The 15,856-nt window shown below is 64.0% G+C and carries 19 protein-coding genes; 1 reads left to right on the top strand and 18 read right to left on the bottom strand.

The annotated features are described in order from the left end of the window. Window positions 1-23: 23 nt before the first annotated feature. The 15 genes from ON19_RS36450 to ON19_RS36380 all read right to left on the bottom strand — a co-directional run bounded on the left by ON19_RS36450 (window position 24) and on the right by ON19_RS36380 (window position 11,093). Window positions 24-986 carry a bifunctional DNA primase/polymerase gene (locus ON19_RS36450; protein ID WP_051169694.1) on the bottom strand — a complete coding sequence of 321 codons (963 nt, stop codon included), beginning with the start codon at window positions 984-986 and terminating at the stop codon, window positions 24-26. 97 nt (window positions 987-1,083) lie between these two features. Next, window positions 1,084-1,764: a cell envelope biogenesis protein OmpA gene (locus ON19_RS36445; protein ID WP_157230040.1), complete on the bottom strand. Its 681-nt coding sequence runs from the start codon at window positions 1,762-1,764 to the stop codon at window positions 1,084-1,086. Window positions 1,765-1,824: 60 nt separating this feature from the next. Then, window positions 1,825-2,037 carry a hypothetical protein gene (locus ON19_RS36440; protein WP_157230039.1) on the bottom strand — a complete coding sequence of 71 codons (213 nt, stop codon included), beginning with the start codon at window positions 2,035-2,037 and terminating at the stop codon, window positions 1,825-1,827. Further along, entirely contained in the window at window positions 2,031-2,531 is a 501-nt protein-coding gene (locus ON19_RS36435) for a hypothetical protein (protein WP_157230038.1), read from the bottom strand. Before ON19_RS36435 ends, ON19_RS36440 begins: the two co-directional genes overlap by 7 nt. A 5-nt stretch (window positions 2,532-2,536) precedes the next feature. Next, complete coding sequence (locus ON19_RS36430; protein WP_051169692.1) at window positions 2,537-3,013, bottom strand: hypothetical protein; 477 nt, start codon at window positions 3,011-3,013, stop codon at window positions 2,537-2,539. A gap of 2 nt (window positions 3,014-3,015) precedes the next feature. After that, window positions 3,016-3,474, bottom strand: coding sequence for a hypothetical protein (locus ON19_RS36425; protein WP_043703606.1), 459 nt, complete (start codon window positions 3,472-3,474; stop codon window positions 3,016-3,018). Beyond that, a complete protein-coding gene (locus ON19_RS36420; protein ID WP_043703604.1) occupies window positions 3,471-3,728 on the bottom strand; it encodes a hypothetical protein in 258 nt (85 codons plus the stop codon). Before ON19_RS36420 ends, ON19_RS36425 begins: the two co-directional genes overlap by 4 nt. 70 nt (window positions 3,729-3,798) lie before the next feature. After that, window positions 3,799-4,554: a class II glutamine amidotransferase gene (locus ON19_RS36415; protein ID WP_043703603.1), complete on the bottom strand. Its 756-nt coding sequence runs from the start codon at window positions 4,552-4,554 to the stop codon at window positions 3,799-3,801. Beyond that, window positions 4,542-5,762, bottom strand: coding sequence for a hypothetical protein (locus ON19_RS36410; RefSeq protein ID WP_043703601.1), 1,221 nt, complete (start codon window positions 5,760-5,762; stop codon window positions 4,542-4,544). The genes ON19_RS36415 and ON19_RS36410 overlap by 13 nt, the downstream gene beginning before the upstream one ends. 117 nt (window positions 5,763-5,879) lie before the next feature. Further along, a complete protein-coding gene (locus tag ON19_RS36405) occupies window positions 5,880-6,428 on the bottom strand; it encodes a hypothetical protein (RefSeq protein WP_051169691.1) in 549 nt (182 codons plus the stop codon). Between the two features lie 66 nt (window positions 6,429-6,494). Next, a complete protein-coding gene (locus tag ON19_RS42650; RefSeq protein ID WP_157230037.1) occupies window positions 6,495-6,710 on the bottom strand; it encodes a hypothetical protein in 216 nt (71 codons plus the stop codon). Window positions 6,711-6,926: 216 nt separating this feature from the next. Beyond that, window positions 6,927-7,742, bottom strand: a complete 816-nt coding sequence (locus ON19_RS36395) for a class II glutamine amidotransferase (protein ID WP_051169690.1) — start codon at window positions 7,740-7,742, stop codon at window positions 6,927-6,929. Next, window positions 7,730-8,683, bottom strand: coding sequence for a hypothetical protein (locus ON19_RS36390; RefSeq protein ID WP_227954573.1), 954 nt, complete (start codon window positions 8,681-8,683; stop codon window positions 7,730-7,732). Before ON19_RS36390 ends, ON19_RS36395 begins: the two co-directional genes overlap by 13 nt. A gap of 453 nt (window positions 8,684-9,136) precedes the next feature. Next, on the bottom strand, window positions 9,137-10,390 hold the full coding sequence (locus tag ON19_RS36385) for a hypothetical protein (RefSeq protein ID WP_051169689.1): 1,254 nt from the start codon (window positions 10,388-10,390) through the stop codon (window positions 9,137-9,139). A gap of 127 nt (window positions 10,391-10,517) precedes the next feature. Then, complete coding sequence (locus ON19_RS36380; RefSeq protein ID WP_227954574.1) at window positions 10,518-11,093, bottom strand: phosphoadenosine phosphosulfate reductase domain-containing protein; 576 nt, start codon at window positions 11,091-11,093, stop codon at window positions 10,518-10,520. A 229-nt stretch (window positions 11,094-11,322) separates the two neighbouring features. Between ON19_RS36380 and ON19_RS42645 the strand changes: the two genes are divergently transcribed. Beyond that, window positions 11,323-12,759: a hypothetical protein gene (locus tag ON19_RS42645; protein WP_157230035.1), complete on the top strand. Its 1,437-nt coding sequence runs from the start codon at window positions 11,323-11,325 to the stop codon at window positions 12,757-12,759. A gap of 332 nt (window positions 12,760-13,091) precedes the next feature. On the opposite strand, the gene ON19_RS41200 is transcribed toward ON19_RS42645, so the two are convergent. Genes ON19_RS41200 through ON19_RS42640 form a run of 3 tightly spaced genes read right to left on the bottom strand, consistent with a single transcriptional unit; the run spans window position 13,092 to window position 15,539 of the window. Further along, complete coding sequence (locus tag ON19_RS41200; RefSeq protein WP_083899907.1) at window positions 13,092-13,745, bottom strand: HAD family hydrolase; 654 nt, start codon at window positions 13,743-13,745, stop codon at window positions 13,092-13,094. Next, window positions 13,726-14,496: a phytanoyl-CoA dioxygenase family protein gene (locus ON19_RS44925; protein ID WP_083899905.1), complete on the bottom strand. Its 771-nt coding sequence runs from the start codon at window positions 14,494-14,496 to the stop codon at window positions 13,726-13,728. The genes ON19_RS41200 and ON19_RS44925 overlap by 20 nt, the downstream gene beginning before the upstream one ends. Then, entirely contained in the window at window positions 14,493-15,539 is a 1,047-nt protein-coding gene (locus ON19_RS42640; protein WP_157230034.1) for a hypothetical protein, read from the bottom strand. The genes ON19_RS44925 and ON19_RS42640 overlap by 4 nt, the downstream gene beginning before the upstream one ends. Between the last annotated feature and the right edge of the window lie 317 nt (window positions 15,540-15,856).

Here is a 15,856-nt window from a genome sequence, read left to right as displayed (position 1 = left end):
GCGGCCACCGCGAGTGTTCTGCGTCAGTGCCAGCCAGTGGTGCGGGTGGCGGCGTAGGTCAACCCGTCGGTGATAGTGCGGTCGGCCTCCGCCGCGGTGAACCCTTCGACGCCGACGTGGATGTGCGCGGCGTCGGTGAGCACCGCGTGGGCGTGGTCGCGGTCGAGCAGCCCGGCGCCGACGAGCCGCCCCAGGGAGTTGGCCGCCAACAGCAGCGTGCGATGCCGCACCCCCGGGTAGGCGTTACGAACCCGGGCGCTCTGATTGACCAACGCCGCCCGCACGTAAGCGTCGGGATGCCCGATCCCCGCACTGTTGCCGGGAACAGGGAGCGGTGTGACGGGGCTCAACAGATCGACCAGCCACGGCGGCAACGGGATCGGTGCCCGGTCGTCGAGGCGGCGGTAGGGGCCTTCGGCGAGTTGGGATCCTGCGGCGACGACGTAGCCGCCGTGGCCGCGGCTGTCGATGCGCCAGCCGAGGCGGGCGATGGTGTTGCGCAGCGGTGGTGTGCGTGGTGCCCGGTAGTACAGGTGCATTCCGCCCGACGGTGTGCCCACCGCGTATGTCGGCACCGGCATGGGATGGCCGGTGTCGGCGGCGAGCCGGGCCAGCACGTCGCGGCCGTCTCGGGCCGGACTCCACTGCGGTGGCGGGGCGTGGCCGTGGCTGATGTCGAGATCCAGCACATGCACGCCGGAGGGCCCGCATGCGACGGCGACGTTGTCGGCCGGTCGCCGCCGCCACCACGCCCGGATCCGGTCGCGGTCGCGGGTGGCTGCCTGATCCCAGTGTCTGATCACGGGCACCTTTGTTCCCGGATGCAATGGGAAAACGTGGAAACCGCGCTCGGCGTTGTCCAGCGCCGCACCCAGCAGAGCAACCGTGCTGCCCGGATGCGACCGCTGTCCTGGACCGTGACGCGAACTGCCGTGCGCAGATGTGTCCGGGGTGCGGTTCGGTGCGGCGGTGGCTGATCCGGTCACACGACACCCGGGAGTTTTCCCGCCGGAATCGGGCTACACCGATCTTCGGGCGTGCGCGGCAGCGCGCCGATGCGGACGAGCATCTTGTGCGAGGGCGTCACAGCCGCAACCCCCCATAGCCGAACATGGCCGCGAACGCGAGATGAGCATGCAGCAGGTCGACTGGGTGAGATGTCCCGTCGGCGGCGGGTGCGGCGTCGCGGACCTTGCGGATTTTCAGCAGTTTCACCCCACGAAGCTTGATACCAGTGACGGGTGTGGTGGCGTCGGTGCCGGGATCGTGGACGACGGTGTAGTCCGAGATCGGAATCCAGACCTCGTACCATGCTTCGGCGGGCTGGCCTTCGCGCGGAGCCTCGCGGGGATCACGCTCGTTGGGCTGCCACCAGCGGCAGGCGCAGGTGGGGTCGTCGCAGCGGGCGAACTTTTCGGGCGGGTGCGGGTTGTAGCGGGTTTGGCGCCCCGCCAGCATCGGGCACGCCTGGCGGGAGTAGTGCCCGCATTCGGGATGCACGCCGGGTTCGGGCGCGATCCCACGCAGATGGTCGGCAGGTCGAATGTAGAGCACGACCCGGTCCTCGAGCGGCTGCCCGCAGACCTGACACAGCCTGCGCGACAGCGTGTCTCGCAGTCGTCGGTGGTCGAGTTTGCCCCAGACTGGGCGGCCGCGGTCGCGGTGGGCGAGGGTGATGTGCGGGACCACCAGCCCTTGCGACAGCGGCGCGTGCGCCAACCGCGCAGGGATCCGCGGCCGCGCCGGTGGTACGGGTTCAGTCAACGATGATCACCTCGAATCGTTCGGAGGATGTGCCACCTGAAATGGCGGAGGGGCGGAGTGTCAGGACTCGGTGGCCTGGATCGGTGCGGCCGACACCTCGAGACGGAGCACCCGCTCGGCGACGCCGGCGGCGCGGATGCGGATCTCCATCACCGCGCGTAGGCCGCCCGGGACCGGTGGTTCGACGACCCAGGGTTCGAACCGGTCGGGATCGAGAGCGGGCAGGTTGGCTTCCATCCAGGCCACGATGTCGGCGGCGTGGGTGATCACCACGGCCAACGCCGCCCGGTGTGCGGGTCGACATCGTGCACCGCGACAACGATGGGTGCGCCGGGCACCTGCATGCTCACCGACCGCGGCATCAACGCCTGCAAGCCACCGGCAGCAAGGTTGCCGCGCGCGATCACCCACCGCCCGCGGTGGTCGAGCTGGGCGGGCAGCAGTCGCCACCCGTACCCGGTCGGCAACCGATCGAACAGCTGCCGCTGCCAGCCACTTCGGCAGCCACCGTCCTTGCCGACGGTGTCGACTTGAGTGGCGTATTCGATGCGCACCAACGCCATCACCGCCGCAACCCCCGCTTTCGCGGGGAAGGGGTCGACGCCGGGGAACACACCGACCGAGGTGCCGGACTGGGGCGGGGTCGCGAACGCGGCGTGATACCCCGCGACGAGCACCCGCGCGGTGGGAGCGACGTCGGGCAGGACCGACCGATAGTAGGGGTCGGTCTGCAGGCGGGCGATGTAGCGGCCGGAATCGATTCCCACCACAGTCACCCCGAACCCGGGGAAGTGGGCCGGTGAGTGCCAGAACTCGGATTGAGGGTGGGCGCGGTTGGGCTGAACATCATTGCGAAGCTGCTGGGTGAAACGGTGATGGACAACCAGCCGTTCCCCGCGGCGTAGGTGCGGATCAGCTCGATGAGCGTGTGGCCGTCGAAGTCCTCGGTGAGATCGAGGTATTCGACGAAGTCGTGACCGAGCGGTTCACCGTGAATCCGGTGCGCTCCGGGCCCGTGGTCGAGGGCATAGACGACGCGAGCGCTGCCTGCGGGGCTGCCGGTCTCGCCGGGCTGGCGCGGGATGCCGTTGCTCATCAAATAGATGCCGTGGTCTTTGACCCAGATCAGCGACGGCACCGCCGGACCGGGATCTGCGTACGGGGAGCGGGAATGCTCATTGGCCGCCATCGCGTGCTCGGCGAAGACGATCACCTGCGACATCGGGAACCACAGTGCGACCGATGTCATGCTCAGAACTCCTTCCGGTGGGAGAACGCGGCCGACGCCGCTTCGGCTGTGCCGCCGCCGAGTGGGGTGACGGATTCGATGAACCTCAGCGGCAGCAGCACCCCGGCCTGCTCGCCGGCGCGGACGAGCACGGTGTGGTGGCGGTGCACGACCTGGACGCGGACGTGGTCGTGGACGTAGCCGCCGCGGCTGATCACCGTGGCCGCCAACCGGGCGTGGCGAAGTCGGTGCAGTTCGGTCGCGATGAGCGCGACCACCGGATCACCACTGTCGACGTCATCGCGGGCGCCGGCCGAGACGGCACTGGCCAAGCGCTGGCGCAGCAGGTCGCGGGCGTCATCGAGGTCGTCGAGGTTGGCGTCGTCATCGAACCAGCGGTCGATGCGAGCGAGGACCTGGCGAAGGAACTCGGACTCGCATGCGTCAGCGACCGGTGCTGGCGGGGTGTGGTGGTCGCTCATCGGCGACCGCCTCGCAGACGGCGCCACCACCCGCCACGCCGCTGCAGGCGACGCCGGGCGTGGTCGGCCAGCACGGCAGCGAGGGTGTCGGCGGCGTGGGGGTCCAGATCGGCGCAACGCCAGGCGTGGTCGGGATCGTCGCGGTCACGCAGCAGCAGCCGCACATGGTTGCCGTCGGTGCTGACGATGACGGCGTGGCCGTCGACGTCGTGCAGTCGGATGAGGATGGTGGCCAGGTTCGGGTAGTAGGGCACAGCGAAGTTCCCCCTTCCTGGGGTGGAGTTGTGGCTGGAGGTCGCCAACGACGAACTGACGCCGTTGGTGTCAGGCGTTTTCGACTTCGATCAGGTCGGCGTAGCGTTCGAGGCCATCGAGCGCCTCGCATTCGCAGCGCGGGAACGGGCGCAGGCACTCGGCGCAGAAGCCGCAGGCGGTGCAGTGCGGGCCGGGCTGCTCGTAGTCGAGTTCACCGCAACCCAGGCAGTACTCCCAGTCCGCAGCGGTGTAGCCCCAAGAGCGGGTCTGGTAGGTGTGGTTGGAGTACCAGATCCCGCCGTCCCAGTGCCCGTAGTGTTCGTTGAAGATATAGGCAGAATGCTTGTAGCCAGGGTCGACGGTCAGCAGCACCATCTTGTCGCTGCCCAGCCACCGCTCCAGGTGCGTGCGGCCCGCCCAGGAATCCAGTGACCCGAACGGCTGGGTCGGCAGGAAGTCTTCGGCGGCGATGCGGGTGTCGCTTCGCTCGTCGCCGATGTGGGGGTGGACGTTGCTGGGCAGGATCCCGTTGTGCGCGAGCACGGTCCGCTCGTCACCGCCGACGAGGAAGGGATGACAGTTCTCCACGCCGGGGTAGCCGTGGGTGGCCAGCCGGGAATGGAACAACGCCGCCTGCTCTGGATAGCGCTCTCGCACTCCTGCGAACTCGCTGATCACCTTCTCGGCGTTCATGCCGCGGCCGACGATGATGCCGGTGTCGGTGAGCACGGCGTAGCCGTGGCCGTGCGGGTTGGCCAACGCCCCATTGGACAGGGCGTCGAGGTCGGGGTTGATGCCGGGTTTGACGAATGTCAGGATGCACACGCGAGGGCCTCCATTTCAGCCAGCAGCGGGGAGTACTCCGGGCGCGAGCGCACCCAGGTGGTGAAGGCGGTCCACTCCCAGCCGCGCCGGCGCGCGATATCCGCCGCCGACAGGCCGCGGGTGTATTCGACCGACGCCGCCGCGAAGGCGAGTGCGGCTTGAACTTGTTGAGGATGAAGGGAACTGGCGAAGACGCGCAGCTCGAAGGTGTCTTCCGGGCAGACGTTGATGGCCTGGTAGCGGCCGTAGCCGTCCTGGCTGCCCTTGGCGTAGTCCTGAGCGCTGGAACGCTGTTGCGGGGAGAACTCCGCCCAGGACGAGGCCCGCCGCGCCAGCGTGATGACCGGGTCTTCGTTGCGGTACACGAACTTCAGCCATCGGTAGGCGTGCGCGGGGCAGGAGAACCCGGCGCGGGAGAGGTGGACGTGGATGCCGACGCCGTCGTCGGTGTAGCAGCCCAGCAACCGCAGCCGGTTGAGCAACTGCCAGGGAAACCGTGCGAGTGCGTACTCATACGACATCGGATGGGTCACGAGTTCGAACCCGCAGGAGATCGAACCGTCTTCCTTCAGATACGCCAGGTCTTTGACGTGGGCCAGGGCGGTGTCGACCGCGTCGCGATAGCTGCGGTCGGGGGTTTTGAGTTCCAGTTCCATCCCCAGGAACAGCGGGCCCTCGCCGTGGAAGCGCAGCTCGGGGGTGTAGTAGGAGTCGTGGACCCCGTCATGAGCCGAGGACGAGTGCGCGCAGCTGTCGCAGTAGCCCTGGTCACGCGGGACGAGGGTGAAGCAGTCGAAGCACTCGCGGTAGTCCTCGTCCTCGCACCGCTCACACACCTGGCTACCGCCGTCGACGCGGTACACCTCGGTGGCGAGTTCACCGCAGTCGTCACAGGTCTCGTAACTCGAAGCGCAGTCGGCACAGACGTCCGCCACGGCGCCGATGACGGTGCGGATGTCGCGGGTGTAGGCGTCGCATTCCCCACACTGCTGCCAGCCGGTCAAGCATTCGCGGCACAGCAGGGTGTCTTCGACGGTGCGGGCCAGGGTGTCAGCGCGGGCGTGGACGGCGCACTCATCGCAGCGCGACAATCCGGCCGCGCAGTCCGCGCACACACGATCGCCGCCGATCGTGGAGATCAGGTGCCCGGCGGTGACGCGGGCAGAGCATTCCTCGCACACGGGGTCGGCCAGGGTGGATGCGGGCATGACGAATCGGGTCCCTTTCTCTGGAATGGAAAGAACCCCGCACCCAGCCCGAGAGATGGGCCAGATGCGGGGCTCTGTATGGGGAGCGTCAGCGGCTGAGGGGGCCGCGCGGTCGCGTCACGGCGGTGTGGCCTGCGAGGGGGTGGGTCGATTAGCCGCAGTCCGCCTGTGGAGCAGCCCGCGGTGGCGCGAGGTGGTGGCGGTGCGGGATTGTGAGGTGATGCAGCTGCAGTCGGGGAAGGCGGTTTCGCAGTCGAAGCACCAGCCGCAGTCGCCGCAGTAGCGGCCGGTCCGGTCGAGGTCGAGTTTCTGGCAGTATCCGCACAGGTAGCGGCGTCGCTTGGGCCAGCGCAGCGTCGGGGGCAGGCAGCTGGTGTTGGAGTACCAGACCCCGTTCTGCCAGTACCCGTGGTGGTGGCCGAACAGGTAGGCGTGATGCTCGTAGGCCGGGTCGACGGCGAGGATCAGCAGTTTGCTCGAGCCCAGCCACGACGCCAGCCCCCGCGCCCCTCGGTGGGTGTCGATCGACCCGAACGGCTGCTGCGCCAAGTACTCCTCCGCCGCGATCCGGGTATCCGAGCGCGGGTCGTGGGCGCCGGGATGCACCCGCTTGGGCAGGGTTCCGTTGTGCGGCAGTGGCAGTCGCCGGGCGGCACCGGCAGCCATGGGCCGATCCACACGGTCCGTTCTCCGGTCATCATGGCACTGCGACGGCCTGGCCGTCATAGGTGCTCACGGATGAGCCTGCCCTTCCGCGCGGTCCGGCATCGTCGGCTCCGGCGTGGGACGGACGACCCAGTTGAACTCGGCAAGCACCAGGCAAAGCACGAGGCAGCCCAGCAGGCTATTCCACTCTGCGCCTCCCACGATGGTGGCGATGCTGCCCGCGAGCAGCATCGGGAGGGACAACACCAACTCCCCTAATGCGACCTGCAACAGTTTTGCCACTGTGACATTTCCTATTCCAATTTTGGGACCTTGCATCTGATACCCGTCGGCGGTTGTGATCAGGTCGTCGCTGCGGACGGGGCAGGAGCATTCCTCGCACGGCGGGTCGGCCAAGGTGGAGGCGGGCAAGAGGGACCGAAATCCTTTCCGGTGAATGAAAAGGACCCCGCACCGAGCCCGGGAAGAGGCGGTGTTCGGGGTTCTGAATGGGATGGATCAGGGGGCCGTGCCGTGCTGCTGGTTCATGGGGCGCTGGCCTGCTGGTGGGGATGGTGATGCGCCGGCAGCGGCGCGCGGCCGACGTTGGGGTGAGGTGGTGTTGGCGGTGTGGCAGGTGCAGTCGGGGAAAGTGGTTTCGCAGTCGAAGCACCAGCCGCAGTCGCCGCAGTAGCGGCTGGCGCGGTCGAGGTCGATTTTCTGGCAGTAGCCGCACAGGTACCGGCGTCGCCGTGTCGGCCAGCGCAACGCGGGGGGCAGGTAGCTGGTGTTGGAGTACCAGACTCCGTCCTCCCAATACCCGGCTCGTTGGCCGAACAGGTAGGCGTGATGCTCATAGGCTGGGTCGACGGTCAGGATCAGCAGCTTGCTCGAGCCCAGCCACGACGCCAGCCCTCGCGCGCCGCGGTGGGTGTCGATCGACCCGAACGGCCGCTTGGGCAGGTACTCCTCCGCCGCGATCCGGGTATCCGACCGCCGGTCGTATGGGCCCGGGTGGACCCGTTTGGGTAGGGTTCCGTTGTGGGCGAGCACGGTTCGAGCATCGCCGCCGAGCAGGAACGGGTGACAGTTCCGCAGGCCGATGCTGCCGTGGGTGGCGTAGCGGGAATGAAACAATGCCGGACCATCCGGATACTCGGTGCGGGCCTTGGTGAACTGCGCGATCACCTGGTCGGCATTCATGCCCCGGCCGACCAGGATCCGCCGCCGGTCGACGATCGCGAACCCGTGGCCGTGCGGATTGGCTCGCGCGCCGATCGTCAACGCCACCGGATCGGGAGCGACTTCCGCGGGCAGGTATGTCAGCAGGCACACGAGAGGTCCTCCATCTCGGCCCGCAGGGGCTGGTAGTCGGGGTGGTCAGCGACCCAGGAGGCGAAGCGGCCCCATTCCCAGCCACCGGCGCGGACGTCGGTGACGCGCAGGCGGCGGGTGTAGTCGATGGAGGCGGCGGTGAAGGCGAGCGCTGCTTGTACTCGCTGGGCATCGAGAGAGCTGGCGAACACGCGCAGCTCGAGGGTTTTGCGGGGGTGGGGGTTGATCGCCTGATACCGCTCCAGGCCCAAGGCGTGCTGCGGGCCTTTGGCGGTATCGCGCGCCCGGGCCCGCGCGGCCAGGTCGAACGGTGCGTAATGCGAGCGCCGCCGCGCGATGGTGGAGACGGCGGATTCGTTGCGGTACAACAGTTTCATCCACCGGTAGATGTGGGCGGGGGAGTCGAACCCGTCGCGGCTGGCGTGCACATGCAGCCCCACGGTGGAGTCGGTTTCGCAGTCGAGGTCTTCCAGCGCCGCCAGCAGCGGCCACGGGAACCGCTCGATCGCGTACCGATACGACATGGGATGTGTGACCACCTCGAATCCGGTCGGGCGGATCGAGGAATCCTGCTTCAGGTAACCCAACCGCCCCAGGTGTGCGGCGGCGAGAGAGGCGCATTCGCCGTAGCGGTAACCAGGGACGATGATCTCCAGCTCCAGGCCCAGGAACAGTGGGCCCTCGCCGTGGAAGCGGGGGTCGGGTTTGTAGCTGTAGTGCCAGACATGCTCGCGGCGGGTGCGACAGTCACAGCTACGGCCGCGGCGGGTGAGGGTGCCGCAGTGCGCGCAGGTGTCGAACCGCTCGACGCAGCCGGGGCAGCTGCGGTGCCCGCCGGCGACGTAGCGGCTGTTGGCGGTGTAACGACTGCACTCGAAGCAGAGGTCGAACAACACTGTCGCGCAGCGCAGGCACACCGGATCGCCGGTGTCAGTACGCACAGTCGGGCTGGTGGGTTTGCGGCAGCACACGCACGGCGCAAACCTGGAGACGCACCGGGTGCAGAGCCGATAGTCGTCGGCAGTTTCGGTCACCGCGAGCGAGGGCTCGCGACAGTGATCACACAGCGATATCCGCGATGCGCAACGGCGACAGACGAACTGTGCCTCGACCGGCAACCGGTCACCCGGATCACAACTGCCGCAGACCGCGCACGGCGGAACAGAAAGGGTATCGGGCATGACGCGCCACCTTCCAGAAACGACAGAACGCCAGCCCGGACGACGTTCTCCGGTCTGGCGTTCAAGGGGCAACAGGATGTTGGTGATGTGGTGAAGGGCAGACCGCAAGCCCGCGCGCCCGCGGGCTGGCTCCGGCGACAGTCACCGCGTTCGTTGCTGACGACGGGACCCGGCCGACCAGTCAGCAGACTGCGACCGTGGTGAGGGAGGTGGCTATGCCACGTCGCGGACCGTCACGGCGGCGTGGGCGGACTGCTCGAGAGCGAGCAGGCGGTTATCGGCATGGCCGTGCCAGCGGGCTTCGAAACCACCTCGCTGCTTGGGCATCACGGAATCGGGTGCGGCGACGAAGAACTCCTCCAACCGCGGATAGGTCGTCGCGTGCTCGGTCAGCCACACGCGGGTGTGGTCACCGTCGAGCGCGCACGGGATCCGCAACTCTGCGGCGATCCGACCCAACACGTCCCCAGTCTCGGCGCGGCTGCCGCGGGCCACGGTGTCGACCGAGCGCCAGGCGCGGGCGGGTGCGGTGTAGCAGCGGCGGACCCGGTACACCGCCCACCGGCAGCGATCCAACTCCGCCTCCGCCAAGGCGAGGACGTCGTGGGCACCGTCGCGGCGCAGCCGATCAGTCAACGACTTGCCCGGCCCGAACAGCCCGGAATTGCGGTTGAGCGCGACGGCGACATACTCATCCACCACATGCTTGAACGCCTCCGCAGGCGCGGCCTTGAACCGCGCCAGCTGCTCAGGCCGGCCGGGTAAGGACACGAAGCAACATTGGCGGCAGCAGGATTTCGGCCACCACACCCCGAACAACCCGAACAGATATCCCTGACAGCGGGCGCGTGACCAGCCCTCGGCGTGCAGCGGGTAGATCGGGTGACGCTGCCCACCCAACGTCACCGAGGAATCCGTGGCGATCCGGCGAGTCTCCTCGGCGTTGTAGCCGACCGCATGCACATACGGCGCGAGCCCCAGATGGGTGGCGCGCCAAGTGTCGAGGGGGACTCCTTTCGCTTTGGCCGAACAGGTCCGATTGCCGCCGAGGGTGGGCAGTACACCGTTGCCGCGGTGCTCGTCGCTGAGCGCGTAGAAGCCGTACTTCGCCGGATCCGGGTGCAGCCGCACCGGTTCGCGAGTGTCCTGCAACACGAGAATGCCGTCCGTGGCCGAAGGACCCTTGCGGGCCACTTCGACCAGGCGGACAGCGTGCCGTCGCAGCAACGGCAGAACGTGAGCGGCGACCAGGTCGCAGGTGCTGGTCCACTCGTCACCGGTCTGGGCGACCAATACGATCAAATTCGACAGATCGTCCAGCAGCTCCACGGGCCGGAATTCCGGTTCGAGCAGCGTGCGCACCACGCCGCAAGTGCTTTCCACTCCCATCCCGTAGGACCAGCACACCGCGACCGCGCCGTCGAAAAGATCCGGCACAGCGAACAAACCGTCCGCAGCATCAACCATGCAGAAACTCCTCTCGGCAAGGGGGGATGAGTGGTGGCGATGGGGGTCGGGTGGGTGCCGAATGCGCGAAGCCGCTTTCGCGCGATCCCAGGGCCGCTGACGTCGCGGACCGGGCACCGCGGATCGGTCAGGCGGCCCAGTCCTCGATCGGCCGGGATGTGGTGGCGGTGTTGGCTTCGGCGATGATGTCGGCCATCGAGCGGTCGGCGCGGAAGCGGTGGCCGATTCCGTGTTCGACGGTGGCGTATTGCGAGGCCAACTCGGGAAACAATTGCGCGGCGCGCACTAGCGCAGCGCGGGAGGAAAGGACGCAGAAAACGCAGGATGCCCGTGGAAATCCGGCAGCGTAGGCAGGATGTGGGCGGGTGCCAGCGGAAGCGATGCGCGCCCACACGCGCTGCACGGTCCAGCCATGGATCGGCAGCCACGTATCGACGTGACGGCGGGTATTGGACACGCCGCTCGTGGCCGCGCGTCCCTCGGCACGCGCTTGCCCGCAGGTGGCGCACAGGCACGTGGCGCCGGGCTCGTGCACGAACGGCAGTGACCGGCGGCGCTGGGAGGATTCCTCGGCGCGGTGGCCCATGATGTTGAGCACCCGCACCTGCCGACCGGTCAGCCCCGCCGCGCGGGACTCGGCGACCAGCGCCGTGATCACCCGCCGGATCGGACCGCGCTTGAAATCCGAGGTGCTTCTCTGCACCACGCAACACGACACGCCGCCAGATCGCGTCGCGGCCCGCCGTCAGACGTGGAGTTGCAAGTCAGTGGGCGCGAAGCTGACACGTTTGGGACATCCGTCGACATCAATACGGCGCCCGCCGCAGCCACTACCAGCACCGATCCTGGCTCGCATCATGACCTGAAAGTCCCGCTGGAGTACCAGGCGGAGCGACAGTTTGTACGCCTCAGCCGAATGAGATGATCTGTAGATGGAATCTGAGACCGCCATCGATCGCGAGGATCTGTACGTTCCCGACCGCTTCGAAGCCCTGGAAGAGTCAGACAGGTCGACACTGCGAAGCATCATTGTACCGGTCGAGGACAGTCTGACAGCGATTGACAATAGATTTCTTGAGATGCGGGCTGCTCGGCGCGGCGGCCTTATGATCCTGAAGGGTATATCCGGGGCAGGCAAGTCGACCTTCGTAAAGACCGTGGACCTATTTCGCGAAGATGTGTCAGCGCACTCACTCGCGGGTGATGTCGACTTGGGAATCGAACTCAACACCTTCCCAGCCACCGATACTCCCCGCATTGTGGTAATAGAAGGGCGAGAAGCGCTTGGAGAGGTCTCCAAACCCGCAATTGAGGCATCGCTTCATGCAATCAATCGATTCGTTCGATCTCCGAATGGTCGACACACTCTCCTGATCTGGCCTGTCAATACCGACGAGTTGACAACAATCCTCACTGCCAGCGCAGCCAATTTGGGCGCAGAGGCACTCCTTGGAGTCAATGAGCCGGTCCATTTCTTCTATGGGCCAAACAAAAACGACTTTATATCGATCGCGGAAAGAACGGTAAGTGCATTAAACGAGGGTGCGTCGCTTTCTACGCTCGGAATTTCCTACGATCGAGCCGTTCACCTTGTCACAACCTCCCCAACTATTGGGAGCTTTCTCGCCCGAGTGAGCAACGAACTATACACGAACTTCGATCATGTCAAGAAGCTGCTCCCCAAGGAGCAGCTTCGCATGTGGACGGTGGTGATCGCCGGCAACGATCCCTCTAGCACCGTCGGCGCATTAACACGTGGCCCCTTCGCCTATGCCGACATTGATCGGATGATGACAGCCACAGATGCAAATATCGTTGCGGAGCTAAAAAAGTACCCTGCGCAGATCGGCATCTTAGGGACAGTACTTGACGCAAGAGTCCTGCACCTGGATGTTCTCAGCGCTCTTGCCGTCGCACGAGAGTACGGAGACGATGAACTGAAATCGCTCATGAAGGACGCTGGAATGGCGGTTAACCGAGATGCTCAGGCTAAGAGTCGAATTATGGAGAGCGTCTTGGGAACCCTTTTAAAGGGCGGCAAGCTGGGGACCGGCCGAAGAGGAACAAGAGGTGGAGGTAGTACTCAAACCGCTTTCGAGAACCTTGCAAAAATCGCCCGCACCAGCGACGGGGCCATCAACCGGGCGATCGGAAATGCACTCGTAGACTGCGGGATAATTATAGGATTTGAAACGGAGAAAAGTCTTGGAACGGAACTCTCGTACAAGAGTGATATCGCCTGCATTCGCCCAAACGGTCCAGTTCGGCTCGAAATGATGTGGCGAACGAAGACGAACATGGCAGAAGTTTCAAACTACACTCTGAAAAAGCTAGAACAATACGGAAAGGCCATTAAGCTGCTCACTTAAGATAGTGTTAGCATAGATATGGTTCATTCTCTGGATCCGGGCATCGGGTGTACTCCATCATGGTCGGTTATGAGTGCGTTTTCGTCGTGGTGGGTTTCGGGCGTGTTTCGCGTCGCTGGTCGTCGCCGGGCTGTTCTCGTCCGGCAGTGGTTGGTGCAGTCGACTGTGCTGGGTGCGCCCGCTAAGGGTGGGGATGACGCCGTTGGCGCGGTGTGCGGTGGACACCGCGTCGTAGCCGTGCGGGTGTCCTGCCGCACGACTTCTCGACACTTCACGAGTAGCCGGGTAGGTGGGTTCGATTCATTCGTCCCGGGAAGAGACAGCGTATCACTTCAGTGCTCGGAGCTGGTGAGAAGAATTTGGTCAACTGCTTCGGTTATGGAATTAGCTTGAATATCAGGCGTCCAATCGAGCGCTGGCCAACTCTGCCCATTTCTTAGCCAGGCAGTGTGGAGGCCAGCTGCCGCACCCGCCCAAATATCTTCAAGGGGCGCATCGCCAATCATCCATCCCGATAGTTCAACGTTGCATCGCCTTGCGACCTCTTCGAAGATCGTTATCGACGGCTTCCGGAAGCCAATTTCTTCTCCAATGCACAGTGCGTCTATGAGCGATGCTAATCCAGCCCGCTCCAACTTTAGGTGAGTTCTGGCGGGCGACCCATTGGTTGCGATGCCAATCTTCCAATCTTTGCTGCGTAATAGTTCGAGAGCGTTGATGGACTCATGCTCGCGTTCGTAGCAGCTGACATATGTTAGTGCGTACCACTCTTGCAGATCGTTTCGGCTCATCCTCATGCCGGGGAGACGATGGACGGCATCTAGAAATGATCGGCGATCAATATTCCCATTTTGATCCAGAGTAACGATTATGTCTGCCGCATATGGGTGAAGTTGCTCCTTGCCGGTCAAGAGTTCTGCCCAGGCTCGAATCGCTTTCGATCTACTGATGAGAGTATCGTCCAGATCAAATATGACTAGTGCCACGAAGCCTTCTTCCTTGTCGAAGGGAACCGGAGACGCCTAGTGCAGCATTTCCTATGAAACGTCGACTTCCGAAAAGAAGTGTCACGCTCGGATCTACGACGGCACTCAGTTCATTCGATGATCTGCATGCGAATACTACGCTCTTCCTGGTCGATTTCGAGTTGTTGTTTCCGACGCTGTGAAAGCATAGGCTATTTAGGAGAAGTACACCGCCTTTTGACATCTCTATCGACAGCTCTTGGCCGACGAGGTTCGCGTACTCGGGATGCTCGTCGGCCCAGTTTCCGCCGCCGTTCTGAGACTGCCTTCCTGCGTAAGGGAGGCGGTGGCTAGCCGGGACAATGGTCGTACATCCATTTGACACCGTTGCTGGTTCCAAGTAGAAGAATACCGAAACCAGGGGCTGTGACCACTGTTGTACGTCGCGGTGGAGGCGAAATGGTATATCCCCCGCTCGATTTAATGTTGCGTGATTGTGCCTCGTGTGGATTACATCAACTGATGGTCCAAGTACCTGCTTCAGGGCATCCGATACCGGCTCGTGCCGCAGAGCTTCGAGAAATACGGGGTCTCGCTCAATAAGTGAGTCCAATCGGGAGGGTTCGCCGCGACTGTTCACGCGAAGAGGTCCTATCGAATGCTCAAAATGGTAGTCGATAACAGAAAGCATTCGATCTACGAGTTGCTCGGGCAATGGGCGATGCAGTCTGGCGTAGCCGGAGCTATCGAAGAAGTGTGCGAGAGCGGTCATGGGTGTGTCCGATCTGGCCCTATTCCTAGTGTTTCTTCGTCGTTCCACATTGCATCAAACTGACTTTGGAAGCGGTCATACCAAATCGGGTCATCCGCTCGGCTGAGTGAGAAGCCTGGCCGCCAAGACGATGGTTGTCGCCACGACCAGAACCAGATGTACGCACGCGCACTACCTGCTTCGGGATCAAAGAAGTACCCTGTAAATGGAGGCATGATATCGTAAATGCGAATTTGCAGTGCGCTGGAAGGGGCCCCGCTTGCGGCAAGGATTGCATGCAAAGTGGCTGCGCCGCTGCGGTGTTGATGTCGGACTGATTCGTCTGACGCTTTGGGAGTAGAGCTTCGTCGGTTCGCGTCTAGAACGGCCTTGCCGTCAGGGTCCTGCATGAGGACGCGGACCTTGCCCCCATTTCTGAGCAGTTCATTAATTTCTCCGGAATATGCTACGGCCATGCGGTTGTGTCCAAATCCGCACATATCTACCTGGTGTGCATGCTGCCATGACGATATGAATTCTTTGCTGTTCCGCACATAGTCTTCGCCAAAAAAGGATTGCGCCGAATTAGCTCGACCTGAATTGACTGGCTCACTATTTGCGTCTGTTGCCGTATCCGCGGTGCGCGGAATCGGCTCGGGCTCCGCTGCTGGTTTGCATCGCATTAGTAGCTGCAGGAGGGCCAAGTCTGCTCTATGGCGAACGGTCCGTGAGCTGCCGATCCATGCATTATCTAATGCAAAATTTTCAGCGCGGTCAAGCCAATTGAAATAGCCGTACTCGTGATTGAAGTTAAAGCACAGTCGCAGCAACTTTCGGTCGTGAGGTGGAGAGTAATCTATAAGTTCTTTCAGATTTTCAAGGCCAGAGGTTAGTTGCTCACTGGTTATCCTTGTAATATTCAACAGGTTAAGCATTACAAAATGTGTCGGCTCGCCCATATCGTCTGCGCTAGTGATGCCCTTCCCGCGGCGTAGCCGTTGGAGGTAGTCGAAGTCGTCGCCCAACCCCTGCGCCTTCGCCAGTACCGTCACGTTGATCCTCATACAACCAAAGATATTACATCCGGGCCGGACCACTGGTGTCCAGAAGTGTCCAATGGAAGGCCCTAGCAGGCTAGTGGCTCTTTTAGATCTGGGCCATCGTTGTCGGACCACAACCGGACCAGATCTAACAGGAGACATCATGGCACCACGTCCAACAGGTTCAGGGCCGCTTCTCAGCCTTCGCTCGGCGGTAGTCTTGTTCTTCGCGTTGATTGTCGGTCTGATCGCCGGGTCGTTGTCGTACGTCGGTGATCATTCCTGCTCGTGGGCCGTGCTGCTCGGAGGCGGTGCAGCGGCCGGTGCCATTTCGTTCTTTC

Source organism: Nocardia abscessus NBRC 100374 (assembly GCF_000308455.1).
Lineage (GTDB): Bacteria > Actinomycetota > Actinomycetes > Mycobacteriales > Mycobacteriaceae > Nocardia > Nocardia abscessus.
The sequence above is the reverse complement of the archived record's forward strand: the minus strand, read 5'-3'. Positions and strand labels throughout refer to the sequence as shown.